The sequence below is a fragment of the Polaromonas sp. P1_G1 genome, assembly GCF_056405595.1.
The window spans coordinates 115,599-139,487 of the sequence record NZ_JBFUBU010000004.1 but is presented as its reverse complement, the minus strand read 5'-3'; the positions used below and the strand labels follow the sequence as shown (position 1 = coordinate 139,487).

General features: G+C 62.9%; 16 protein-coding genes. 11 read left to right on the top strand and 5 right to left on the bottom strand.

Translation table 11 applies throughout. From position 1 onward, the window contains the following. From AC1D1Y_RS02980 to AC1D1Y_RS02970, 3 genes are all read right to left on the bottom strand, one after another. Nucleotides 1-3,452: LamG-like jellyroll fold domain-containing protein (locus AC1D1Y_RS02980; protein ID WP_477681044.1), on the bottom strand; the 3,452-nt coding region annotated here is incomplete at its 3' end. 5 nt (nt 3,453-3,457) lie between these two features. Continuing rightward, the gene (locus tag AC1D1Y_RS02975; RefSeq protein WP_477681043.1) at nt 3,458-7,393 is read right to left on the bottom strand and encodes a LamG-like jellyroll fold domain-containing protein; all 3,936 of its coding nucleotides are present in this window, start codon (nt 7,391-7,393) and stop codon (nt 3,458-3,460) included. Continuing rightward, nucleotides 7,390-7,659 carry a hypothetical protein gene (locus tag AC1D1Y_RS02970; RefSeq protein ID WP_477681042.1) on the bottom strand — a complete coding sequence of 90 codons (270 nt, stop codon included), beginning with the start codon at nt 7,657-7,659 and terminating at the stop codon, nt 7,390-7,392. The genes AC1D1Y_RS02975 and AC1D1Y_RS02970 overlap by 4 nt, the downstream gene beginning before the upstream one ends. Nucleotides 7,660-8,060: 401 nt before the next feature. Between AC1D1Y_RS02970 and gspG the strand changes: the two genes are divergently transcribed. From gspG to AC1D1Y_RS02915, 11 genes are read left to right on the top strand one after another with little or no spacing between them, the layout of a single operon-like run. After that, a complete protein-coding gene (gspG, locus tag AC1D1Y_RS02965) occupies nt 8,061-8,525 on the top strand; it encodes a type II secretion system major pseudopilin GspG (protein WP_477681041.1) in 465 nt (154 codons plus the stop codon). A 32-nt stretch (nt 8,526-8,557) separates the two neighbouring features. Then, entirely contained in the window at nt 8,558-9,787 is a 1,230-nt protein-coding gene (locus tag AC1D1Y_RS02960) for a type II secretion system F family protein (RefSeq protein WP_477681040.1), read from the top strand. Nucleotides 9,788-9,807: 20 nt separating this feature from the next. Further along, complete coding sequence (locus AC1D1Y_RS02955) at nt 9,808-11,619, top strand: GspE/PulE family protein (RefSeq protein ID WP_477681039.1); 1,812 nt, start codon at nt 9,808-9,810, stop codon at nt 11,617-11,619. Between the two features lie 9 nt (nt 11,620-11,628). Further along, a complete protein-coding gene (locus AC1D1Y_RS02950) occupies nt 11,629-12,468 on the top strand; it encodes a hypothetical protein (protein ID WP_477681038.1) in 840 nt (279 codons plus the stop codon). Beyond that, nucleotides 12,465-13,148, top strand: a complete 684-nt coding sequence (locus AC1D1Y_RS02945; RefSeq protein WP_477681037.1) for a hypothetical protein — start codon at nt 12,465-12,467, stop codon at nt 13,146-13,148. The genes AC1D1Y_RS02950 and AC1D1Y_RS02945 overlap by 4 nt, the downstream gene beginning before the upstream one ends. After that, nucleotides 13,145-13,780, top strand: a complete 636-nt coding sequence (locus AC1D1Y_RS02940) for a hypothetical protein (protein ID WP_477652718.1) — start codon at nt 13,145-13,147, stop codon at nt 13,778-13,780. The genes AC1D1Y_RS02945 and AC1D1Y_RS02940 overlap by 4 nt, the downstream gene beginning before the upstream one ends. After that, on the top strand, nt 13,777-14,427 hold the full coding sequence (locus AC1D1Y_RS02935) for a hypothetical protein (protein WP_477681036.1): 651 nt from the start codon (nt 13,777-13,779) through the stop codon (nt 14,425-14,427). The genes AC1D1Y_RS02940 and AC1D1Y_RS02935 overlap by 4 nt, the downstream gene beginning before the upstream one ends. After that, entirely contained in the window at nt 14,424-16,496 is a 2,073-nt protein-coding gene (locus tag AC1D1Y_RS02930) for a secretin N-terminal domain-containing protein (protein WP_477681035.1), read from the top strand. Before AC1D1Y_RS02935 ends, AC1D1Y_RS02930 begins: the two co-directional genes overlap by 4 nt. A 38-nt stretch (nt 16,497-16,534) precedes the next feature. Continuing rightward, nucleotides 16,535-16,936, top strand: coding sequence for a type II secretion system protein (locus AC1D1Y_RS02925; RefSeq protein ID WP_477681034.1), 402 nt, complete (start codon nt 16,535-16,537; stop codon nt 16,934-16,936). Then, the gene (locus AC1D1Y_RS02920) at nt 16,933-17,418 is read left to right on the top strand and encodes a type II secretion system protein (RefSeq protein ID WP_477681033.1); all 486 of its coding nucleotides are present in this window, start codon (nt 16,933-16,935) and stop codon (nt 17,416-17,418) included. Before AC1D1Y_RS02925 ends, AC1D1Y_RS02920 begins: the two co-directional genes overlap by 4 nt. 17 nt (nt 17,419-17,435) lie before the next feature. Continuing rightward, nucleotides 17,436-17,921: a type II secretion system protein gene (locus AC1D1Y_RS02915; protein WP_477681032.1), complete on the top strand. Its 486-nt coding sequence runs from the start codon at nt 17,436-17,438 to the stop codon at nt 17,919-17,921. Nucleotides 17,922-18,528: 607 nt separating this feature from the next. Here the strand turns inward: AC1D1Y_RS02915 and AC1D1Y_RS02910 are convergent. After that, a complete protein-coding gene (locus AC1D1Y_RS02910; RefSeq protein WP_477681031.1) occupies nt 18,529-21,108 on the bottom strand; it encodes an Ig-like domain repeat protein in 2,580 nt (859 codons plus the stop codon). Then, on the bottom strand, nt 21,105-23,744 hold the full coding sequence (locus AC1D1Y_RS02905; protein WP_477681030.1) for a LamG-like jellyroll fold domain-containing protein: 2,640 nt from the start codon (nt 23,742-23,744) through the stop codon (nt 21,105-21,107). Before AC1D1Y_RS02905 ends, AC1D1Y_RS02910 begins: the two co-directional genes overlap by 4 nt. Nucleotides 23,745-23,889 lie beyond the last annotated feature (145 nt).

Below are 23,889 nucleotides of genomic sequence, written 5' to 3'. Positions count from 1 at the left end.
GTGACATGGCCTGTTGGGCTCGTAATGGTCTGCAGGTCGCCGGCCGCGTGGCCGGTTTCGTTGGGCGCCGTGCCGCTGAAGGCCGCCGCCGTGTAGTAAGCGTAGGTCGTGGTGCGGTTCAGCGTGTCCTTGGCGGTCAGCATACGGCCGGCGGCGTCGTAGGTGTACTGAGTCGTCACCGTCGATGCATCGGCCGACAGCGTTGCGATATTGGGCGCGGGATAGGCTGATGGCGTAAATGCGGCCGTGTAGCGTGCCTGGCCTTTGGTCACACGGATGTCGTCGTAGTAGACGACATTGGAGTTGTTGTTGTAGCCGAAGGCCATGCCGTTCGCGTTACCGATGGGGGCGGTCCAATCGCAGTCTCCGTTGGCCTGGCCATTGACATAGGTATAAATCTTTGCGCCGATCCTGACGTACGCCACGTGAATCCAGGTATTGGCCAGATTGCCCAGGCCGCCACCCGTCAAGCAGTTGACCCCGTCGCTACCGAAAATCCAGAGGCGGTTGCCTGAAAAAGCGAAATCGTGGTACGTCGCGCCACCACCGCCGAGCCGCACGGCAATCGTGCCAGACATGGTGCTGGCGGGTTTCATCCAGAATTCGACGGTGAAGTCCCCGGGAAGCGTGAAGTCGCCACTCAGGTTGCCATAGTCGCCGTAGTCGGTCGATGCGGGAATGTAGATGGACGAGCCGCCGAACTTGCTTTCCGCGGTGCTGATCTGCGCATTCCGCTTGAGCGTGCCGGTGGCCGCCCGCGTGCTGCTGTCCACAATGGCTTTGGRGCCATTCGCTGCGTCGCCATGCAGCAGCAGTATGTTCTTCGCGTAGTGGGCATCCGCCACCTTGGGTTGCGCCGGATTGAGATTTAAAGGATCGCCAAACTGCTGGGTCGGCGGAGTGAAGGCTCCCCAGTAGCGAGCCGCACCATTGGTAATTCGCACTTCGTCCAGGTAACCGTTCAAAGCTCCCCATGCATTGAATTGCTGGCGGCCCAGCTGGAAGCGCCCCAAAACAAACGAATCCGTGTTGATTTGGCTCACGACAGCGCCCGCCTGCACCCCATCCAGGTGCAGAATCCAGCTTCCGTTGCTTCGGCTCAGCGCAACGTGGTGCCACACGCCTGTCGATATGACAGGGCCGACGATGGAACGGCTTTCCGACCAATCACTCGTGGCCAAGTACGCGTTGAGTTTGCCAGTTGAATCGACGGTCACACGACCCATACTTACCGAATCGTCTGATCCCCAACCGAATATGACCCGGTCCGCGCTTGCCTGCGCGTTGAGCTTGACAAACATTTCAATGGTGAGATTACCGGTCATTTTGAGCGTGTTGTCGGGGCCATAGCCGAAAGCGCTCGCGCCTGTGGTGCTGTCCAGGCTGATGGACGAGGCGCCGAATTTGCTGTGCGCTGTGGTGACCACAGGATTAGCTGCTTTTCCCGAATAGCTTTTCATGTACGAGCTGCTGTCCACAAACACGGGCGAGCCGGCGCCGTCTTCGCCGTGAAGCAACAAAACCACCTTGTCGATCAGGGCATCGCTGCTACCGGCGGACGGATCATCGAAGGCGGCGCCACTTGCCATTTCGACCACCGATTTGCACAGCAGGTTCAAGGCCAATACCGTGGCGCAAGCCACGGTATTGGCCAGGCCCTCGACGCGCACCACCTGCTGGTTTTTGGCGTCATAGGCGTAGCAAGTACGTTCACCCTGGAAGTTGTCATGCGACAGCAGGTTGCCCCGGGCGTCGTAGGTCGAGGCGTTGCTGACCGCCGGAGAGCCGGAGCCCGCGGGCTGGCTGATGCCGGCCAGCACGGGATAGCCATTGGGCATCACGACGTTGGTGGTAGACGTTGTGCCGGTCGCATCGGTCACCTGCAGGCCCGAGGGCGCCTGCCAGGTGTGGTTGCGGTACCAGGTGTTGGGGTAATAGAGCGCATTGCCCACCACCAGGGTTTCGGTGACTACGGCCTGCGGTGGCGTGGTGTACGTGGCACTGTAGTGGTCGGTGCCCAGTGCGCCGTCGCTCGAAACCGCATTACCCGCCGTGTCGTAGGCCCAGGTCGCCAGGCGCACATTGTTTTCGTCGGTCTTGCCGGTCAGGGCCCAGGGCAGGCCGGTGTTCTCGTACTGGAAAGTACGGACCTTGCCGTCCTGCCAGGTCAAGCCGGCCAAGTTCTTCGCGCCGTCGTAGGCGGCCGTGATGATGCGGCCGTCAGGCGCGGTGATGGTGGAGACCAGTCCGTCCGAGGTGGCAACCCCGCCCGCGGGCAGCGTGTAGCCGAAGCTGATGGCGCGGCCCATGTTGTCGGTCACTTGCGTCAGGTAGCCGGCCGCCGGTGCGGCGGCACCTGCAGCGGTGCTGTAGGTGTAGGTGAGGGTGTTGCCCTTCCTGTCGGCGGACGAGGTGATCTGCCCCGCGCTGTTATAGGTCTCGAGTACGCCTGAGGCCGAATCGAAGAAGCGGTAGCCGCCCGTGATAATCGCCAGACTGTCATTGATACCCGGGCCAGGCACATAGGTGCCGCCGTTGCCCAGGTAAGCGGTCACCCCAAAACTGACCAGGCGTCCATCCCCGCGATAAGCCTCGATCCCCGTGCCGCCGGCCTTGACATTCAGGCGGCGGTGAAAGCTGCTGCTCCACAAAGGACCAAATGAGGGAAGGTCTTTGAACTGCGCGGCGGAGCCCAGCCCATCCGCCTTGGCCGTCATCTGGCGCAGCGTGTCATAAGTGAGGTAAAGCGCTTGCCCGCCAATAGCCAAGTCGGTGGAGACAACCTCCTTCTTGGCACCGGTCATTGGATAGATCGGGTTACCCCCTTTCAGCCTCCCGGCGCAAGCCGGACATTCCTGCAGTCCCGGGTAGTGATCGACAATATTGGCGCAACCCCCTCCAGTGATGTTGGGGCCCGTCTTCACCAGGCGCGCATCCTGGCAGGAAAATTTGACATAGGCCTGCATCACAGCATCAAGGTTGTCTACAACCTGCACGCTGCCATCAGACCCCGTCACGGTGTCGGTCCTCCTCAGGCCGCAATAACCGTGGGCATTCACCACAGCCGGGCTTGCGGGTTCCACGCAATCAGCGGCTCCGGGGTAAGGGGCTTTGGAAAAGGTTGAGAAGATGATGTACGTGACGCCATTGCAAGCGCCGAAATCGCACCGTGAAGTTGTCCCCTGGGGCCAGGCTGCGTTGTAGTTCACCTGGATCGTCGACACCATTGCGTCATAGAGCGCATTGGCCGTTTCGTAGCAGTTGCCGGCCAAATACTGGTCGCCATAGGCGTTTGCATTGGTACCACTCTGCGCACCACCGTTGGTCCAGCAATAGTCCAGCCGCGGGCTGGGCGTTGTCGTCGCGGCCAAGGCCGGCGCCATGCAGGCCAGCAAGACCAGGCCGCACAGCCATGTTGAGAAAATTCGGCCCTGACGGCTGAGATGTTGCACTGATATCAATTGCTCGCTCCTGTGACTTGCTGGATCCGGTTCAATGCGTCGTAAACGCGGGTAATGTTTCTTTGCAGATTGCCTGAGGGGTCCTTGACTTGCTCGCCGGTTTTGTTGCCGGCGTTGTCGAGGGTGTAGGTGACGGAGTTGCCTTTGGCGTCGGTCACACCTGTGAGGCGATGCGCTGCGTCGTAGCTGTAGCCCAGCGTTGTGCCGTCCGGCAGTGTTGCGCCTGTCATCTGGCCTGCGTTGTCGTAGCTGTAGCTGGTGGTGCGGGCCGTGCCGCCTGGAGGCGTCACCGTCACGCTGCTGGTCCAGCCGCGCGGGGTGTAGACGGTGTCGGTGACCACGCCATTGGGATCGACCATTCGGAGTACGCGCCCTATTCCGTCATACAGCGGGAATTGCGTGACATGGCCCAACGGACTAGTGATGGACTGGAGGTCGCCCGCCGTATGACCTGTGGCGCTCGGATCAATGACCGGATGGGTATCTGGAAATGCCTGGGCGGGTGGGGTGAAATTGGCCGTGTAGCGGGCCAGGCCCTTGGTGACACGGACATCGTCCATATAACCATCAAACTCGCGATCGCCTGACGCATAGCCCCCGCCAATGCGGAGCGGGTTGGGTGAATCCGCCTTGAGCCAGGTTGCGCGCGTAGCCTGCAGTACGCCGTTGATGAAAAGTCTTGCGTTGATACCGTCGTCCGTCAGCGCCACATGGCTCCAGACACCAACCTGTAATGGCACCGTACTGGTAAGCCCGCTTGTAAACAGCCAGGACGCGTTATCTGACGAACCAAGGACGTAGATGAGACCGGTCGATGCAGCCATATCAATCCTTATTGGCGCGAAGCCAATGTGATCGGTTTGCATAAACAACCACGTACCAATCGCCTTGAGGCTTGATGGCCGTATCCAGAATTCAATCGTGTACGAGGCAGGCAAATGGAAGTCAGGACTGTCGGCCACTGCGATCGAGGTATTGGACGCATCAACTCCATCAAAAAACAGCGAGGAGCCACCGAATTTGCTCTGCGCGGTCCTGATGCTCGCGCCACCCACCACCGTCACGACTTTGGGGTTTGGGCTACTGTCGGTAATGGTGGTCGATCCATTGGTGCCGTCGCCGTGCAGCAGCAGGCTGACCTTGTCAAGGTTCGAATCTCCACTGACGCTGAAACTGGTGTCGGCATAGTACGCATAGGCGGTACTCGGGCCAAGGGGTGGACTGGTGTTTGGAAATGCCTGGGCGGGTGGCGTGAAGTTGGCCGTGTAGCGGGCCAGGCCCTTGGTGACACGGACATCGTCCATATAACCGTCAAACTCCCGATCGCCTGACGCATAGCCCCCGCCAATGCGGAGCGGGTTGGGTGAATCCGCCTTGAGCCAGGTTGCACGCGTAGCCTGCAGTACGCCGTTGACGAAGAGCCTTGCGTTTGTACCGTCGTCCGTCAGCGCCACGTGGCTCCAGACGCCAACCTGTAATGGCGTCGTACTGGTAAGCCCGCTTGTAAACAGCCACGACACGTTGTCTGACGAACCCAGGATGTTGATGAGACCGGTCGATGCAGTCATATCAATCCTGATTGGCGCGAAGCCAATGTGATCGGTTTGCATAAACAACCACGTACCAGTCGCCTTGAGGCTTGATGGCCGTATCCAGAATTCAATCGTGTACGAGGCAGGCAAATGGAAGTCAGGACTGTCGGCCACTGTGATCGAGGTATTGGACGCATCAACCCCGTCAAAAAACAGAGAAGAGCCCCCGAACTTGCTCTGCGCGGTCCTGATGCTCGCGCCACCCACCGCCGTCACGACTTTGGGGGTTGGGCTGCTATCGGTAATGGTGGTTGATCCATTCACGCCATCGCCGTGCAGAAGCAAGCTGACCTTATCAAAACTTGGGTCTCCGCTACCGGCACCAGTGCCGGAGTAGTAGCTATTCACATCGGTGGTGCTGATGAGGCGGCCAGTTACGTCATAGCTAAATACCGTGGCCCGCGCAGCGGCAGATGGGTCAGGTGTGCCGTTGGCCAGGGTGGCCTGTACGACCTGCTTGCACACCAAAGGCATGACCTTGCCGTTGGGCAAAGCCGGCGCGCTAGTGCAGTTAGCGGCGATGTTGCCATTAAACGGATCTGGCTGGCCGTGGTAAACCGTGCTTGTGAGCAGCAAAGGCTGGCTCACCTTGACAGGAAGATTCCAGTCGGCGTGCCAGCTTGTTTCCGTCTTGCGGCTCCCCGCGGGCAAGGTTGATCCTGCCGGCAGGACGCTGGCGCAGGCCACCGTGGTGGCCAGGCCTTCAACCCGCACGGTCTCGCGGTTGCCGCTGTCATAGGCGTAGCAACTGCGTTGGCCGTCGAAGTCATCCTTGCTGGCCAAGTTGCCGCCGGCGTCGTAACTCATGGCATTGCTGGCCGCCGCGCAGCCCGAGCCCGCGGGCTGGCTCATGCTGGTAAGCGCCGGCATGCCAAACCGGTTTTGCACGCCCATGGCCGCGGTGACCCCATTGGGAGTGGTGAGTACCGGGCTGGCCGGCATTTGCCAGGACCTGCTGCGACTGAGCACATTGGTGCCGGCGTTGTAGCTGCTGGCAACCGACACCGCCGGCGGGTGGGCGTAGCTGACGCTGAAACGGTTCACGCCACCGGCGTGTTCAGTCGAGACGGCGCGGCCTTGCGCGTCGTAGCCAAAGGTCGAATAGCGGGTGTTGTTCTCATCCGTCACGCCCGTCAGGGCCCAAGGGAAGCTGGTGTTCTCGTAGAGGAACTGGCGAACCTTGCCATCTTGCCAGGTCAGCGACACAAGATTCCCGCTTGTGCCATAAGCCGCGGTGATGGTCCGGCCGAGGATGTCGGTGATTCTGGTGATATGTCTGGCAATGCCGTCGGTGGCATAAGCAAAGCGAATGACTCGGCCATCGCTGTCCTGGATGGAGGCTAGATCCTGCGCGATATAAAAGAAACTCAAGACCTTGCCTCCGGCGGTGACCAGGCTGGTGAGCTTGCCGGTGCTGTCGTAAATCTCCTGTATGCCGCTGCCAGGGTCCGTCAGGCGATAGCCGCCGGCAATGACTGTCAGGGTCTCGCTGCGGTTGGCCGCGGCACTGAACACACCAGTGCCCGTCCCCGTAAAGCTGAGGATGCGGCCGTTGCCGCGTGACAGCGTCGCGGTCTTGAGAGTGGGTGCCACCACCAGTTTGCGGTGCAGGTTGGTGAACCACAACTCGCCGAATGAGGCTTGATGGTTGTAAGTAGACGAGACGGAACCCGGGGCTTTGGAGGCGCTGTCGTAGGTCAGTGTCAGGGCGATGCCGCCTACCTCCATCCCGGTCGCAACCAGCTCCACCTTGCTGCCTGTCAATGGATAGAGGGGATTGCCAAACGGTGGATTGGGATCTATCGACTTGGGACAGGACAGCGGAAGCGCGGGCTCCTGCGCGGCATTGCTTTCCTCCAGAATGGCACAGGAGTTGTTGCTCGGGGCGTCATCAAAGCCGTCCTTGCAAACGCACGAAGCGCCCATCTTTTTTGAGTTTTCAGGGCAAGAACAGGACAGCATGCCGGCGGTATAAGTCAGGCCACCGTCACAAGAGCCCATCAGCTGCAACACCGATATCCAGTAAGGTTCCCCACCCGAATTAGGGGCTATTGCCCAGCATTGCTGCTGAACTTCCGGGTGATCCGGCCTGGGGTTCACATGGTGATAGACAGAACCGGCGGCACCGAAGCCTTGACTGACCACATAGGGTATGGATTTGACGCAGGCCGCTTCCGGGGTCGTGGTGTAGCCAGGGACACCGGTGGAATCTCCTGGATTCCACTTGATCAAGGGCATCGTTGCAGGGAATGCAGCCATCGCTTCTGACTGGACAAATACAAGCACCAAGACCAAGACACTGATGAAGCTCCTGGACAGTAATAGCAGCAGAAAATTCAATTGCTCGCTCCTGTGACTTGCTGGATCCGGTTCAATGCGTCATAAACGCGCGTGATGTTTCTTTGCAGCTTGCCCGACGGGTCTTTGACCTGTTCGCCGGTCTTGTTGCCGGCGTTGTCGAGGGTGTAGGTGACGGAGTTGCCTTTGGCGATCGAAAGACCCGGAGCAGCCATAGATGGAAATCGGCGACCGAAGACATGCCGCCTTGCCAGCCGAAAACACCCCACCCGCACCGCACCCGGCGCAAGCCATTCAAACAATCCCATGGGATCCCTCGTTGATTTTTTCTTATTCGCTTGGGCCAACTTGAGCCATGCAAACGAGCCCGGAGTCTAGTGACTGGCAGTGCGCCTGTCATCCTTCATCTGCAGTAAATAATTCTTAAGTGTGCGTATAGACAACACAATCTCCGGCCTCCTAATTTCCACCCTTATCAATGCCATACTCTTCTGGCAGAATCCGACCGGCTCAGGCGTTAGCGGGGGTTGTTTCGGTGCAATTTCCTTCTGGATTGAGTACCTTTTCAGTATCGATTTGCGCCGGGTTAAGTCCCGGTTAAGTAAAACCACAGCGCAGGTCACGGCAGACGGCATGGCCGTCGAAAAATAAATATTTCCCATCGCGTCCGCAAAATGCATGGACTCATTTCCCTGGGAGGGGAAACTTTTTGAATCTCTTCACGCATCCAGCGCGAACCCACTCCGTTCCCACCGGCTCCAAACGCGCACACGGCTTCACGCTGCTGGAGCTACTGGTGGTGGTGGTCATCATCGGCCTGCTGGCCGGCCTGGTCGCGCCGCGCTACTTTGATTCGGTCAGCAAATCCAAATCCAAGATCGCCAAGGCGCAGATCGAATCCCTCGACAAGGCGCTGGACCAATACCGGCTCGACGTGGGCAGCTACCCCACCGCGGAACAGGGGCTCAGCGCGCTCAACACCCAGCCTTCGGGCGTCGCCAAATGGCAAGGGCCTTACCTCAAGAAAGCCCTGCCGGCCGATCCCTGGGGCAATGACTACGCCTACGTGCTGCAGCCGGGCGCGCTGGCCATCGACATCATTTCCTACGGCGCCGACGGCAAGCCCGGCGGCACCGGCGAGGCGCAGGACGTCTCGCTGCATTCGGCCAATTGACGGCAGCTTCCGGCACCGTAACGGTTTCACGCATGTCCGCGGCTCACGCCCTGTATGACGTTGTCACCCGCGACAGCGCGGGGCGCATCGCGTCGCGCCAGGTGCGCGCGGCCACGTCCGCCGAAGCGCTCGCGCAAACCGCGCGCGGCGGCTTCACCGTGTTGAGCTGCGAGGCCGCCAGGGAATCCGGCGCGGGCTTCAGCGGCCTGGTGCGCGCCAAATCCGCGGCGCCCTCGCGCTCGGGGCTGGACACCGCTTCCTTCTCGCAGGATTTCGCGGCGCTGATCGACGCCGGCCTCAGCGTCACCGAAGCGCTGCAGACCCTGGGCAGCAAGGAAACCGCCGGCGCGCGGCGCGAGCTCATCGAACAGGTGGCGCGCGCGGTGTCGGAAGGCCGCAATCTTTCCACGGCCATGCAATTGACGGGCGCCTTCCCGGAGCTGCTGGTCGCCACGGTGGAGGCCAGCGAGCGCACCGGCGACCTCGGTAAAGGCCTGGCCCGCTATGCGGCCCACCAGCGTGAAATGCAGGCGCTCAAGGACAAACTGATAGGCGCCTCGGTCTACCCCATGGTGCTGCTGGTGGTGGGCGGCCTGGTCGTGATGTTCCTCATGGGTGTGGTGATCCCGCGCTTCGCCGGCCTGCTGGACGGCACCCGCACGCAGCTGCCCATGCTGTCGGCCGGCCTGATGGCCTGGGGCCGGCTGGTGGCCGACAAGCCCTGGATACTGGCGCTGTTCTTCGGCGCCGTCTTCGTGTTGGGGGCCTGGGTGGCCGCGCACTTCCGCGCGCATGGCGTGCGTTCGCGCTGGCTGCAGGGCATTCCCTATATCGCCGGGGTGATCCGCGAATTCCAGCACCTGCAGCTGTATCGCACGCTGTCCATTCTTGTTTCGCGCGGCATCGTGATCCACCGCGCGATGGAGCACGGCGCCAAGTTGCTCAATGACGCGGACCGCGAACGGCTGGAGCGCGCCATTGTGTCGATGCGCGAAGGCCTCAGCATGAGCGCGGCCCTGTCCGGCGCGGGCCTGTCCGACCCGGTGGCCACCAGCATGCTCAAGGTGGCGGAGCGGACCGGCTCCATGTCGGAAATGCTGGAACGCATCGCGCAGTTTTACGAGCGCAGGCTGCAGCGTTCCATCGACGTGGCCACGCGCGTCGTCGAGCCCGCGCTGATGATCGTGATCGGCACCGTCATAGGCGCCATCGTGGTCCTGATGTACCTGCCCATCTTCGACCTGGCGTCCAGCCTGAACTGAGCTTGGCACTGCTTTCGCCCATGAACGCCCCCCTCCCCCTTGCGCCTCTTGCGCCTCTTGCGTCTCTTGCGCCTCCTGCAGCGCCGCCCGCCGGCCAGGTCGGCCGCGCGCTGATGCAGCAAGCCGTTCAGGCAGCGACCGTGGGTTCGCGCCTGCAATGGATGGTGCAGCAAAGCGGGCTTGAGGCGGCGCGCGTGCTGGCCGACGTCGCAGCCGCCCTGGGCCTGCGCGCCATGGCGACGGAAGACCTGCAAGGCATCACACCCGACTTTGAACTGATCTCGTTTGCCGACTGCCAGGCGCGCGGCTGCCTGGGCGGCTGGTCCACCGGGCCCTCCGGCGCCAAGCTGCGCACCGTCGTGGTCAGCGACCCGCTGGACCTCAAGGGCCAGGAGTGGATAGACCTGCGCCTGGGCGGCACCGGCGCGGATGAGGTGGTACGCGGGCTGGCGCTGGCCGAGGACGTGCAGGCCTGGCTGGCGCATGCCGAGCGCAACCTGATGGCCATGGGCAGCGCCGCGGAAGAAGAAGCCGGCGGCCTGGCACGGGAAGAATCCGTCGACGCCTCCGTCGTGTCCCTGTCCATCGCGGGCATAGAGACCACGGCCAACCCGCTGGTGCGCCTGGTCGATTCGATTTTGTACGACGCGCTCAAGATGGGCGCCTCCGACATCCACTTTGAAACCCAGCCGGTCGGCCTGCACGTCAAGTACCGTATTGACGGCGTGCTGGAAAACGTCAAGCGCATCGACAGCGCCGAGATGGGGCACCAGGCGATTTCGCGCATCAAGGTGCTGTCCGAACTCGACATCTCCGAGCGGCGCACGCCGCAGGACGGCCGCTTCAAGGTCCGTGTCGAGCGGCGCGAGATCGACTTCCGCGTTTCCATCATGCCCAACCTGTTCGGCGAAGACGCCGTGCTGCGCGTGCTGGACCGCAAGCACCTGACCGGCCAGTTCCAGACGCTGAGCCTGGACACCCTGAGCTTCGCGCAAAGCGCCAAGGACTTTATCCGCCAGGCCTCCAGCCTGCCCTATGGCCTGCTGCTGGTGACCGGCCCCACCGGCAGCGGAAAAACCACCACGCTGTACGCGGCGATCTCCGAGATCAACACCGGCCTGGACAAGATCATCACGATCGAAGACCCGATCGAGTACCAGCTCAAGGGCGTGCTGCAAATTCCCGTCAATGAGAAAAAAGGCCTGACCTTCGCGCGCGGCCTGCGCTCCGTGCTGCGCCACGACCCCGACAAGATCATGGTCGGCGAGATACGCGACGCCGAGACGGCCCAGATCGCGGTGCAGGCCGCGCTCACCGGCCACCAGGTGTTCACCACGGTGCACGCCAACAATGTGTTCGACGTGATCGGCCGCTTCAAGAACATGAACGTTGACAGCTACAGCCTGGTGTCGGCCTTGACCGGCATCGTCGCCCAGCGCCTGCTGCGCGCGGTGTGCGCCCATTGCGCGGTGCCCGCCGGCCTGGCGGCCGAACAACTGGTGCGGCTGGGCATCCCCGCGGAGCGCCTGGACCTGGGACAGGCGAAGTTCATGCAGGCCGTGGGCTGCGCGCATTGCCGCGGCACCGGCTACAAGGGCCGCCTGGCGATTGCCGAGACGCTGGAGATGGACGACGACATCCGCGACCTGCTGGTGCGGCAAGCGCCCATCTCCCAGATCAAGCAAGTGGCGCGCGGCAAAGGCTTCATGAGCTTGCGCGACTCGGCCGTGTCCCTGGCCATGGGGGGCCAGACCACCGTGGAAGAGATCAACCGCGTCACGCCGCGCGAGAACCTGCAGGCCACGCAGCCCACGGAGGCGTCCCATGCCTGAGCGCCAGCCATGAAGGCCATGATCCATCTCGACATAGGCGCCGCCCACCTGAAGGCGACGCTCAAGCCGGCCGCGCCCGGCTGGGGGAGCCGCGTGGTGCGCAGCTTGCACGCCAGGCGCAAGCCGCTTGAGCAGGCGCCGGCCGCCACGCTCAGCGAAACAGCCGGCTGGGTTCCTGCCGCAACGCGCGCCGATACCCTCAGCGCCCTGCTCGAAGCCGCCGCGCTGGCCCTGCAGGCGCTGCGCGCGCGCCAACCGGCGCCGCTGGACGGCTGCCGCCTCGTGGTGCGCACGGGGGTGGGCACTTCCTACCTCGGCATCGCGCCCATGGATTTCTCTTCACCCTCGGCGCGCTCCGAACAGCAACTGCGAACCGTGGCGAAGGCGCTGTCGCAGGAGGCGCTGGGCCTGGAGGCGGCGGGGCATGAGGTGCGCTGGCGCATCCAGGCCAACCAGGCGCATGTGTGCGTGGTCACCTTCGAATCGGCCCTGGTCGCCGGCCTGCAGGCGCTGGCCCAGGCCCAGCGCATGAAGCTCGCGAGCTGCCGGCCGGCCCTGGTGGAAAGGCTGGACAGCGAACTCGAACAAAGCCGGCGCCGGCGCGATGCGCGCACGCTGGTGTGGACGGAGCTTGAGGCCTCGGGCCGCCGGCATGCGGCGCTGAGTTTTGTGCGCGTGGTGAACGGCAGTGCCGTGAATTCCTGGCGCATGGCCACGCCGGCGCTCTCAAGCGACAGCGACCCCTGGCTGCAGCCCGCGCTGGACCGCTTCCTGATCGCCTCGGGTGCGAGCCTTGATGAGCAGGTCGTTCCCTGTGCCTGGCCCGCCGCCACGGAGCTTGCAGCATGAGCCGGCGCCTGGTCGAGAGCCCTTTTGAGTTCGCGCCGGGCGCGGCGCGCTACCGCCCGCTGAGCTGGGCCATCCTGGCCGCGGGCGTGTGTTTCGCGCTGGCCGGCCTCTACATGACGTCGCGGGCCGGCGCGCTGCTGGAGGGCGTGCGCTCGCAGCAGGCGAAGATCTCGAAGCAGCAAAACGCGCTGAGCGAACAGCTGCGGCAGGCCGAGAACAACCCCGCCATGCTCGAAAAAATCAAGGCCAGGCGCCAGCTCGAAGCCTTGCTGCAAACGCCGTGGTCGCTGATGTTCGAGGCCCTGGAAGCCGCCGCCGACACGGTCGAAGGGCGCGTCACCCTGCTGTCCATGGTGCCCAACACCGCCAACCCGGCCAGCCGCAAGATAGAGCTGACCCTGATGGCCTCGAACTACCCGTCCATGCTGGCCTACACCGAGGCGCTCAGCACCGTGAGCGGTTTCTCGGACGTGCGCATTGTGAGCCACCAGCTCGACGAGCGCAGCAACCCGGCCACCTTCCGCTTCCGGCTGACGGCCGGCTGGAACCGCCTGAACGAAGGCGTGTTCCTCGCGAAAGAGCCGCCCGCCGGCGCGCCGGCCGCCCTCAGCCCGCTGATGCCGGTTGAAGTCTCGGCCCCCGTGCTGAAGCCGGGCATCGCCAAGGCGCCCACGCCATGATGCGCAGCCCCGCGTTCATCACCAGCTCGCTTGACCGGCTTCGCAGCGGCGCGGGCCTGGAGCCGCTGCGCGCGCTGGGCTGGCCCGTGCTGTGCGGCGCCGGGCTGGTGCTGGTGGGCGCCCTGCTGCTGGGCCTTTCCCACCAACTGCGCCTGCAGAAGAACAAGCTGCAGCTGGAGTTGCGGCAGGCCCAGAAAACCAGCCCCAGGCCCGCCGCGAACGCACCGCGCGGCATACCTGTCATCTTCCCGCCTTCGACCGACTACACGGCCGACCTGGCGCAGATTTTTGACATCGCGAAAAGCCAGGGCATTGTGCTGGCCAGCGGCGACTACCGCGACGCCGACCCGACGGCGCTGGGCCTGGACACGCGCCTGGTGGACCTGCGCATCAATGAGAACTACGGCGCGCTCAAGGAGTTTCTGGCGAGCGTGCTCAACGCCATGCCGCACGCGGCGGTGCAGGAGCTGCGCATAGAACGCAAGGACGGCACGGCCGTCAAGCACCAGGTTTTCCTCAAGCTCGCGCTGGTGTATGCCCCGCGCGCGGAACAAGCCCAGGGCGCGCGGCCCGCGGCGCCAAGACGGCCGGCCAGTACGCCCGAGCCGGGCGGCACGAAAGGCATGCCGTGAGCGCCGGCCCCTCGAAAGCCGGCACCACGCAGGGCGGCTGGAAGAAGGCCGCCGTCCTGGTCGCGGCCGGCCTGGCCAGTTTTGTGCTGGCGGCCGCCATGCAGGGCAAATGGCCAGGCGGCGACGAGGACCTGGACCTGGCAGCGGCGCCGCGCCAGCGAACGGCGCCGGTCGTCTCACAGCAAGCCAATGCCACGCCGCCTCTTGCCGATGCCGCACCCCAGCGCCTCGAGGTCGCAATGAACAGCCCCAGCCTGCGCATGAACAAAATGGTGGTGCGCGATCCCTTCGGCCCGCTGGCGCCCGAGTTTGTGCCGCCGCCCCAGGTGGTGGCCCCACCCGCGCCGCCGCCCGCCCCCGTCAAACCCCGCAAGCCGCCACCACCGGCGGTGGCCGCCGAGCCGCCGCCGCCGCCCACGGCTCCGCCGCTGCCGTTTACCGCGGTGGGTGCGATCCAGGGGAAAAAGATCGGCAACGGCCAGCAGCAAGCCTTTATCCAGCATGGCGACAACCTGACCGTCATCCAAAAAGGCGACACCGTCGCCGGCAGCTACCGCGTCGACGAGATCACGAGCGAGCGCGTGGTGTTCACCTACCTCCCCCTGGGCCAAAAACAGTCGCTTCTACTTCTGGACACTCCACGATGAAAACACTCAAGCGAAATGCCGGGCTCTCCGGAAGCGGCGGCTCCACAGGGCGCGTCGAAGAGCGCAGGCGCATGACGCCCATCGCGTCCAGCGTGGTGGCCTGTTTGCTGCTGACGGCCTGCGCCGGTGCGCGCTACCACAACGATGGCATGGGCCAGATCGGCGAGGGGAACGTCGACGCCGGCGTCGCCTCGCTCAAAAAAGCGACGGAGCTCGACGAGGCCAACCAGTACTACAAGATCGACTACCTGGTGCAGCGCGACAAGCATGCCGATGCCTTCGTCAAGCAAGGCGACCTGGTGCGCGCCAGCGGAGACATCGCCGGTGCGCGCGACCTCTACGGCCGGGCGCTGGCCCTGAGCCCCAGCAATGCCCGGGCCGCGGCGTCCCTGAAGGCACTGGACCAGGACGTGCGCAACGACCAGTTGCTGGCCGAAGGCGAACGCTACCTCAAGGAAGGCAAGCTCGAAGCGGCCGGTGAGCGCGCGGCGCGGGTGCTGGCCGACCAGCCCGGCAACAAACAGGCGGCACAGCTCCGGAAAGCCGTCCTCGACGCCAGGGCCGTAGCCGACCTTGAGCGCGACCGCTTCAGGGAAGCGAAGTCGGTCATGGGTTCGCCGGTGACGCTGCAGTTTCGCGATGCCACGATGCGCACCGTGTTTGAAGCCCTGTCGAAATCCACCGGCCTGAACATCCTGCTGGACCGAGAGGTCAAGAGCGACGTCCGGGTGACGATTTTTGTGAAGGACGTGGCGGTTGAGGACGCGATCGACCTGATCCTGATGCAGAACCAGCTCGAAAAACGCATCGTCAACAGCAACACTCTGATGGTGTACGCGGCCACGGCGGCCAAGCAGTCGGAGTATCAGGAACTGACGGTGCGCTCCTTCCGCGTCACCAACAGCGACCTCAAGTACCTGGCCGGCATGCTCAAGACCATGCTCAAGCTCAAGGACGTTTCGGCCGACGAACGCAGCGGCCTGCTGGTCATACGCGACACGCCCGAGACCCTGCGCATCGCCGAAAAACTGATCGCCCTGCACGACGAGCCTGACCCGGAAGTCATGCTGGAAGTGGAGGTGCTGGAGATCTCCGAGGGCCGCAACAGCAACCTCGGCGTCTCCCCGCCCAATGCCATCACCATCAGCACACCCAGCGGCGGCGCCACCACGCCGGGCGGCACGGTCAGCAACCTCACCATCGCCCAGCTCAGGCAGCTGGGCGTGGGCGGCCTGACCGTCACGCCTATCGCGGGCACGCTGAACTTCAAGCTGCAGGACACCGAGACCCGCATCCTGGCCAGCCCGCGCATACGCGCGCGCAACCGCGAAAAAGCCAAGATCATGATCGGCGACCGCGTGCCCACCATCATCAACAACGTCACGCCGGTCAACGGCGGCTCCTCGGTCGTCACCGGCACCATCACCTACCAGGACGTCGGCCTCAAGCTCGAGTTCGAGCCGCAGGTCTACGCCAGCAACGACGTGGGCATCAAGATCAACCTCGAGGTCAGCAACATCGCGCGTGAGTTCACCGACGCACAGGGCAGCCGCTCGTACCAGATAGGCACACGCAACGCCAGCACCTTTCTGCGCCTGGCCGACGGCGAGACCCAGGTGCTGGGCGGCCTGATCACCGACGAAGAGCGCAACACCGCCGACAAGATTCCGGGCCTGGGGCATCTGCCCGTGGTCGGGCGCCTGTTCGGCAACTCGGGCAGCAACAAATCCCGATCCGAAATTGTTCTCGCCATCACGCCGCGCATCGTGCGCAACTACGCCAACCTCGGCCTGGACCGTGCCAGCGTGTTCTCGGGCACGGCGCTGACGCTGCGCGACCGGCAGATCCTCGGCGATCCCGTGGGCGGCCTGAGCCTGCCCAACGGGCTGGGCGGCCGCCCCGCCGCTACCGCCGCGCCCGCCAGCGGCATCTCGCCGGCGCCGCAGGCACCCGGCGTTGGAATACCATCGCCCGCGCCGTCCGTGCCGCAGCCCCTTCCGCAGCCCGCCCCCGCCATGCCGCTGAGCGGCGGCGGCCTGCCGGCGCCTCCGCCCATGATCAAGCGCTAACAAGAGGCGATGTGAGCCCTCTCTCCAGTTTCCGCCTGATGAATATGCGAACGGCCGCCGGCCCCTCGCGCGCGGCGGGCTTCACCCTGATTGAATTGCTGGTGGTGTTCTCCATCCTGGCCCTGCTGCTCACGCTGGCCACGCCGCGCTACTTCAAGGCGCTCGACGGCGGCAAGGAAAAAGTCCAGGCGCAAAACCTCGCCACGCTGCGCGACGCGATCGACAAATTCCGCGCCGACCAGGGCAAGTACCCGGCGCAGCTGCAGGAGGTGGTCGACAAACGTTACCTGCGCGAGATCCCGCTGGACCCGGTGTCCGGCTCACGGGCCTGGGAGACCCTGCCCTTCCCGAACAGCGCCGAGCCCGGCATCTACGACGTGCGCGCGCCCAATGTGCCGGGCCCATCGCCGGCACCAGCCACGGAAAGCACCGCGCCATGAAGCAGCCGGCGCAGCGCGGCTTCACACTGATCGAGCTGCTGGTCTCGCTGGCCATCGTCGGCCTGCTCGCCATGGTGGCCGTGCCCCTGACCCAGGTGGTGCAGACACGCGCCAAGGAAGCCGAGCTCAAGCAAGGCCTGCGTGTCATACGCCAGGCGCTCGACAGCTACAAGGCGGCCTCCGACGCGGGCGTCATTGACAAGGGCGTAGGCGCCTCGGGCTACCCGCCGTCGCTGGAGGCACTGGTCACCGGCGTGCCGCGCTCCGCCGCCTTTGGTTTCTCTGCCCAGCCCTTTGTGCTGCTGCGCAGGATTCCGCGCGACCCTTTCGCTGAAGACCCCGCACTGGCGGATGGGCAGACCTGGAACACCCGCGCCTACAGCAGCAGCGCCGAAGCGCCGCAACCGGGCGCCGATGTGTTTGACGTCTCATCGAAGTCGGCCAGGCGCGCTCTGGACGGCTCGGCTTACAGCGCCTGGTGACGAGGCTCATTCAAGCCATGACAAAAGCCAGCCGCCCACGCAAGCCCTTCGCCACGCAGTCAGGCCTGGTGCTGCTCGCGGTACTGATTTTTCTGCTGCTTACCACCCTGGGCGCATCGGCCATGGTGGAACTGCAGCGCACCCACAGCCAGCGCGCCAAAGAGACAGAGCTGCTCTTCGTCGGCGACCAGTACCGTCGCGCCATCAAGTCGTATTACAGCAGCGTGCCATCCGGCAAAAGCCAGTCCCTGCCGCGCTCACTCGACGACCTGCTGGAGGACAAACGTTTCCCGATGCCGGTGCGGCATCTGCGCCGCCTCTACCCCGACCCCATGACGGGCGAAGCCGACTGGGTGCTGATGCAAGGCGCCGGCGGCATCCTCGGTGTGCACAGCCGCTCGACGCAAAGCGCCTTCAAGAAAAGGGAATTCCCGATCCAGTACCGGGACTTCCAGGACAAGGAGACTTATGCGGAGTGGGTGTTTGTGGCTTCGGTGAATTGATAAGTTAAATACTCAAACTCGGATCAGGCTTCAGCGCAATTCGACAAGGTGAGTTTCCAGGCGCATCACTGCTTCGGACTTCTACCGTAAATCTTTCTGCACAAATCTTCGGTAAACAGCAGAACACCATCATCCGCACCATTCGCACGCAATGAAATTGCGATGGCATTCGACTTTTTCAGAAATTTATTCAGCGCACTGCCACTAGATTCAGTATCCTCTTTTGCCTTGGGACTTTGATCTGTTAAGTTTCGCGTCGATGTGACCCACCTTTTTCGCAGTCGCTTGATCCCATCAGAACCCTGAAATGTGGATTGCCAGTTCTGCGCAAAAGGACATCATCAGTGGCTCGGTGCTCGATGAAAAAACGGATCAAACACACACGAAAATCCACATCTGGACGATCCGGTTGCTGCTTAGAAAATTTTATTTTCTAGCTTCCTAACTCGCTCGTCTAATTTGATGATCGAAACATAACAGAAGACAAAAAATATAGACAAAAACGCAATTAATGCGTAGTAAAGAGTTGAACCGACTCTTACCTCAAGCAGCGAATACAAGGCAGCATTGGCAAGGATTAGGGCAAGTATTCCAAGTAGTCGCATAGTCATTTTGTAGAACAGGAAATGCATTTGGCCTTGCAAGCAGCATAGCCTGCTTCACAACCTTTATAAAGACCGCTTTGCGACATACCCGTCACTCCATCAACGATATTGAGAGAAGCACCGCCAACCGCAGCACCTGTAGCACTACCAGTCCCGCCGCCACCAGCCAAAGCCTTTCCGCCGGCGGCTCCGATCAACCCTCCAACAATACGTGATGCAGCAGGATACCAATCGACCAGGTTTTTGCAAGACTGATAGGCAACATCACAACTGGCCGTACAAGACTGAGGTGTTGCAGTTTGTTCCGGCGTTGGCGTTGGCGTTGGCGTTGGCCTTCGGCCATTCGCACCATTCCCCATTAATCCCGCTGGGTCAATTAGCCCAAGCGGATCGCCACTTACATACGCAAAAGTATTGATTCCTCCGGCCAATCCAATGGGATCCGACTGCATATACCGCCCGATCCTCGGGTTGTACTCCCGGTACCAGTTCTGAAACAGCCCACTCTCGGCATCAAACACCTGGCCCGGGAGACGTTGGTTAAAGCTGAAGGTCCCGAGACTGTTCGGATTCTGGTCCGGCGCCGTAGCGCCAAAGGGCTCAGCCGTATCCCATCTCCACACCGTCATCTCATCGCTTTGCCGCGTGATGATGCGCGCCGCCCCCAATTGGTCGGTCGAGACGTTATACAAGCTGATCGCGATGTCGCTGGCCGCGGCGGTTCCCGTCTGCTTGACCACCCCCACCGGCAGGCCAAAGTAGATGGTTTCATACAGCGGCGTTCCGTTTGAGTCGTATTCCCCGAGCAGCTTGCCCGCCTCATCATAGACATAGTAGATAGCGCCCGTGGGCACCAGCGCCGTCGGTCCGGTTTTTCCGACTCGAAGCTCCAGCGCGTTGTAGCCGTAAGTGACCGTACCACCGGTATTCGTCATGGTCGCCAGACGTCCCCGATCACTGTAGGTATAGGCGTTGGCCCCGTCACTCGTGATATTGCCAGCCGCGTCATGCACCACCGTGGCCGCACCGCCCACATCCTGGGTCTGGTCTAGCTTGTTGCTAGTGGCCGAGATAGTGTTGGGGTAGCTCGCTCCACTCAAGACTTTCGCTGTGCGGTTGCCCGTGGCGTCATAGCTGTACTGAATCGCTGTGCTGCCCAGCGTCGCACTGATCAGGCGGTTCAGGTTGTCATAACTAAAGCTCTGGTCCAGGGTGGGAACGGGGGTTCCGTTGCTGACGTGCGTGTAACCTGTGATGCGCCCCGCGCTGTCGCGAACGATGGTGCGACGAATACCCGTGCTTGTCGGATCACCCAGGTTATAAGCGCTGATCTGGCCGTTGGCGTCGTAGCTAATCGCCTGGGTCTTGGTGCTGGCCCAGGTCCAGCCTGTGAACTTCCCCTCCGCATTTGAAGTGATGCCGCTCAACATCGGCAGGGTGGTACCGGTGTTGGTGCCTACACCGTTGGTGTTCGGTGGATTGACCGTGATCCCGGAAATCACGCCCTGCGCGTCATAGCTGTAATTGACACGCACACCACTCGGATAGGTAATCGCAGTCAGCTTGTCCAGCGCGCTGCCGCTGTCACCCCAGGTGTAGCCCACGGTGAAGGTCTTGCTTCCTATGGTCTGGGTTTTGCCTGTCTTGCGGCCCAGGCTATCGTAGCTGTAGACCGTCTGGCCGGAGGCATCGGTGATTTTCGTGAGTTCTCCTACAGCGGCGGGCGCGGGGATGCTGCCGCCGTCGTACTCAAACACGCTGGGGGTGCCGGTGGGATAACTGACGCTAGTCAGGCGGTTGAGGTTGTCGTAAGCGTACTGGGTGAGCTTGCCCCTGGCGTCGGTCTTGGTCAGGACGTTGCCGTTGCCATCGTAGTTGTACTGGCTGGTGCCGGTGTCGGGACTGGTCTGCGCCGTGATATCGCCCAGGCCGTTCGGGGTGTAGGTGGTATTGAGGTTGCGCGGGTCGGTGACCTGGGTCAGGTTGTCATTGGCGTTGTAGGCAAAGCCGGTGGTGGTGGTGGCACTGCCGGTATTGGCGGGCTGCTGGGTCTGGATCGGCCGGCCCAGGCTGTCGTAGTAGGTGTAGGTGGCCAGGCCGTTGGGATCGAGCACCGTAGTGGGTCGGCCCATGGCGTCGTAGCCGTACTGCCAGGTCAGGGTGCCGGTGTTGATCGCGACGCTGACACCTGCCGAAGTGGACGGATCGTTGTTGGTGTCGCCCGCGTATTCAGCGCTCAGGGTATGGCTGCCTAAGGCCAGGGAACTGGTAGCGAGCGTTGCCACGCCGCCTGTCAGCGCACTGCTGCCCACCGTCGCCGTACCATCCTTGAAAGTCACAGTGCCCGTCGGGCTGGCACCCGTGACGGTAGCAGTCAGCGTAACGCTCTGGCCAACCGGAGCGGTGCCGCTACTACTACTGAGCGCCGTGGTCGTCGGGGTGGCGGCAAAGGCCATGACCGGGGCCATGAGGATGAGCAGCACCAGGCGGCTTAGCCACGCGGTGAAGGCTCGGGTGGGGCTAGGGCTGCTCATGCTGACTCCTCCTGCTTGAGTAATGGTGATGGTTGTGGTGGTGTTCAATTGCTCGCTCCCGTAACTTGCTGGACCCGGTTCAGGGCGTCGTAAACGCGCGTGATGTTTCTTTGCAGGTTGCCCGAAGGGTCCTTGACCTGTTCACCGACTTTGTTGCCGATGGCATCCAGGGTGTAGCTCACGGTGTTGCCTTTGGCATCGGTGACGCCGGTCAATCGGTGCGCTGCGTCGTAGCTGTAGCTCATGGTGCTGCCGTCGGGTAGCGTGACACCTGTCAGCTGGCCTGCGTTGTCGTAGGTGTAGCTTGTAATTCTGGCCGTCCCGCCTGGTGGGGTCACTGACACGCCGTTGACCCAGCCGCGGGGGGTATAGGTCATGTCGGTCACGATTCCCTTGGGATCGACCATCTGCCTGACCCGCCCTGCCCTGTCGTAAAAGGTGAACTGGGTTACATGTCCCGCGGCATTCATCACGCTCTGCAGGTCGCCCGCCGTGTGGCCTACGGTATTGGGATCAATGACCGGCGTCGTATCAGAAAATGCCCGTACCGGTGGCGTGAAGTTCGCGGTGTACCGCGCCACTCCTTTGGTGACCCGCAGGTCGGAGAGGTAGCCGCTCAAGCCTATCTGGCGGGCACTGTCCGCACCCACCGTGACGTTCCGGGTAGAAATGTCCAGGCTGGCAGTCAAGGCTGCGGAGCCGGCGCTCACGCCGTTGACATAAAGGGTCACCAGATTGCCGCTGCGCACTGCGGCCAGATGCACCCACGTATTCAAGGGTAAGGGATTTGCCGCGCTGACGTCCGCGGCCACTGCGTTACCCGACCAGAATGCGGCTTCAGGGCGGCCGTCGGCAACGAGCAACGCAAAACTGGTGTTTGAGTTGACGGTCACTTCGTATTGCCCCACAACATGCTGGTATGCCCCATAGGATCCCGTGTTGCGGTTTGTCTGATACACCCAGGTTTCAATCGTGAAGTCCCCGGCGCCAAACTGGAAGTCCGTTGCCGATGGAGTGCTCACGGACGATCTGTTCCCATCAAAGTAGATCGAGCTGTAGCCGAACTTGCTCTGGGCGGTGCTGATCTGCGCGTTACCCCATCTCGTCAAGGGCTTGGTCGACGGACTGCTGTCAACGAGGAGGGAGCCGGGAACACCGATGCCACTGAGGAGCAAGCTGACGCGGCTCAGCTCTGGATCGATATTGCTCTCATTGGGCGCCGTGCCGCTGAAGCTGCTGTCCGTGTAATAGGCGTAGGTCTGCCTGACGACGTTGTTGGTGCTCTGGGTGGCGACCAGGCCTTGGGGGTTGTAGGTCCAGCTGGTAGTTTGGGCCGCATTACTGGCGGTGTCGGTGACAGTCTGACTGAGCCGGTTGCCCTGTGTGTCGTAGCTGTAGGCGGTGCTTCTTCCCGCTTCGGTGACGAGCACCGGCAGCCCGAAGGAAGCGTGCCACTGGGTGCTCGTGGTTCGCGCCTCCGGCAGGGCCGCCGCCTCGGTAGTCGTCAAGGGCAGGCGACGGTCGACGTCCCAGGTGTACATGGTGTTCACACCCAGGAAGTCGGTCTCCTGGGTGACGAAGCCATTGGCATCTTGCACCCGGCTGGCGGCCGAGCTGTTGCCGGTGCCGCTGGGCTTGTCGGCGCCGGTAACGGCCAGCTGCCCCTTGTTGGTGCTGTAGTTGTAGGTGCGCTGGGTGCCCAGCGGGTCGGTCACTGTTGCCACCCCGGCGGCGCCATAGCTCACCGCATACAGGTCGGCACCACCTGCGTATGCGCTGCTGATGGCGCGGCCCTGGCTGTCGTAGGCAATGGTGGCCAGGCGGACTCCCCGCTCGTCGGTGATGCCGGTAACCATCTGGGTGTAAGTGGTGTTCTCGTAGTGGTACGTACGACTGGCAGTGCCGCCGGCAAGGCCCGGGTAGCTGACAGTGGTCAGGTGCGAGATGACGGTGGTGCCGTCGTAGGTGTAGCTGGTGACCTGGCCGTCGCTGGCGGTCACGCTCACCAGTTGGTTGACGCCGTTATAGGCAAAGCTCAAGCTACGGCCGAACTGGTTGCTGACCGAGACAAGCAGATTGGCCGCCGGGGCGATGGCGCTGTAGGCGGTGCTGTAGGTATAAGTATTGACCCAGCCGTTGCGCTGGGTCACGGTGAGCAGCTTGCCAGCGGCATCGAACTGCCACAGGCTGTCATCGTCCAGGCGTTTATAGAGAAGGCCCGTGGTGTTGGCCGTCAGGCTATCGGCGCTGTTGCCGGCATCCCAGCTGCTGCTGGTGACATTCCAGCTAAAGGTGCGTACGTTGCCGTCGCCGAAGATGACACGGGTGACGCCGCCTGCGGTGCCTGCCGTGCCTTCCTGCTTGATCGACACGGCGTGGTTGTGCGACCAGGCGCGGGTCAGCCCGGGATCGACCGCCAGGCCCCTGTCTATTCCACCGGCCCAGCTGCTGCGGTAGTGCCGCACCAGGTTGAGCGCGTCCGCGCCCTGCCCTGTGTAGTCGGCTTGTGCCAGTATCTTCTCGCCTGTTGCGGGGATGATTGGCTTGGGGGTTTGCTTTCCGTCCTGTGGGCGCTCACAGATCTCTGGTTTTTTTGATGGCGTTGATCTTGCGCTTGACTCGGGGGGATTTTTGACCGCCGGCGGAGTCGGTAAATCGCAAGCCGTCTGAGCGGTGTTCTCCATCGAAGGAGGCTTGCAGACACACTGCCCACCCACAAGCTCAGCGCTTAAAGGGCAAGTTAGTACCGATGAGGCAGGATAGTACGCATAAGCGCGAGTGCCAGAAAACAAGTCATTGGCATACGTGATGGTGTAACCCCCCTCAAAC

Bases quoted from the DNA above. Each gene is read 5' to 3' on its own strand.
- AC1D1Y_RS02955 (WP_477681039.1), top strand. From the start codon at position 9,808: ATGAACGCCCCCCTCCCCCTTGCGCCTCTTGCGCCTCTTGCGTCTCTT.
- AC1D1Y_RS02915 (WP_477681032.1), top strand. From the start codon at position 17,436: ATGACAAAAGCCAGCCGCCCACGCAAGCCCTTCGCCACGCAGTCAGGC.
- AC1D1Y_RS02960 (WP_477681040.1), top strand. From the start codon at position 8,558: ATGTCCGCGGCTCACGCCCTGTATGACGTTGTCACCCGCGACAGCGCG.
- AC1D1Y_RS02920 (WP_477681033.1), top strand. From the start codon at position 16,933: ATGAAGCAGCCGGCGCAGCGCGGCTTCACACTGATCGAGCTGCTGGTC.
- AC1D1Y_RS02905 (WP_477681030.1), bottom strand. From the start codon at position 23,744: ATGGAGAACACCGCTCAGACGGCTTGCGATTTACCGACTCCGCCGGCG.
- AC1D1Y_RS02950 (WP_477681038.1), top strand. From the start codon at position 11,629: ATGAAGGCCATGATCCATCTCGACATAGGCGCCGCCCACCTGAAGGCG.
- AC1D1Y_RS02930 (WP_477681035.1), top strand. From the start codon at position 14,424: ATGAAAACACTCAAGCGAAATGCCGGGCTCTCCGGAAGCGGCGGCTCC.
- AC1D1Y_RS02970 (WP_477681042.1), bottom strand. From the start codon at position 7,659: ATGGGATTGTTTGAATGGCTTGCGCCGGGTGCGGTGCGGGTGGGGTGT.
- AC1D1Y_RS02945 (WP_477681037.1), top strand. From the start codon at position 12,465: ATGAGCCGGCGCCTGGTCGAGAGCCCTTTTGAGTTCGCGCCGGGCGCG.
- AC1D1Y_RS02940 (WP_477652718.1), top strand. From the start codon at position 13,145: ATGATGCGCAGCCCCGCGTTCATCACCAGCTCGCTTGACCGGCTTCGC.
- AC1D1Y_RS02925 (WP_477681034.1), top strand. From the start codon at position 16,535: ATGAATATGCGAACGGCCGCCGGCCCCTCGCGCGCGGCGGGCTTCACC.